General features: G+C 53.2%; 1 rRNA gene. It reads left to right on the top strand.

The features are described 5' to 3' along the window. A 23S ribosomal RNA gene (locus tag KI379_RS33755) occupies window positions 1-344 on the top strand; the annotation flags it as partial.

Below are 344 nucleotides of genomic sequence, written 5' to 3'. Positions count from 1 at the left end.
CACGCACTGGAGGCCCGAACCCACGAATGTTGAAAAATTCGGGGATGAGGTGGGGGTAGCGGAGAAATTCCAATCGAACTCGGAGATAGCTGGTTCTCCCCGAAATAGCTTTAGGGCTAGCCTCGGTTTTGCAGTCGTGGAGGTAGAGCACTGATTGGGTGCGGGGCCCGCAAGGGTTACCAAGCTCAGTCAAACTCCGAATGCCATCGACTGATCGACCGGGAGTCAGACAGTGAGTGCTAAGATCCATTGTCAAAAGGGAAACAGCCCAGACCATCAGCTAAGGTCCCCAAGTGTGTGTTAAGTGGGAAAGGATGTGGAGTTGCACAGACAACCAGGATGTT

It is taken from the genome of Paenibacillus cineris, from assembly GCF_018333335.1.
Classification (GTDB): Bacteria; Bacillota; Bacilli; order Paenibacillales; family Paenibacillaceae; genus Paenibacillus_AQ; species Paenibacillus_AQ favisporus.
Note: the sequence above shows the minus strand (reverse complement) of the source record. Positions and strands in the feature narration are given on the sequence as shown.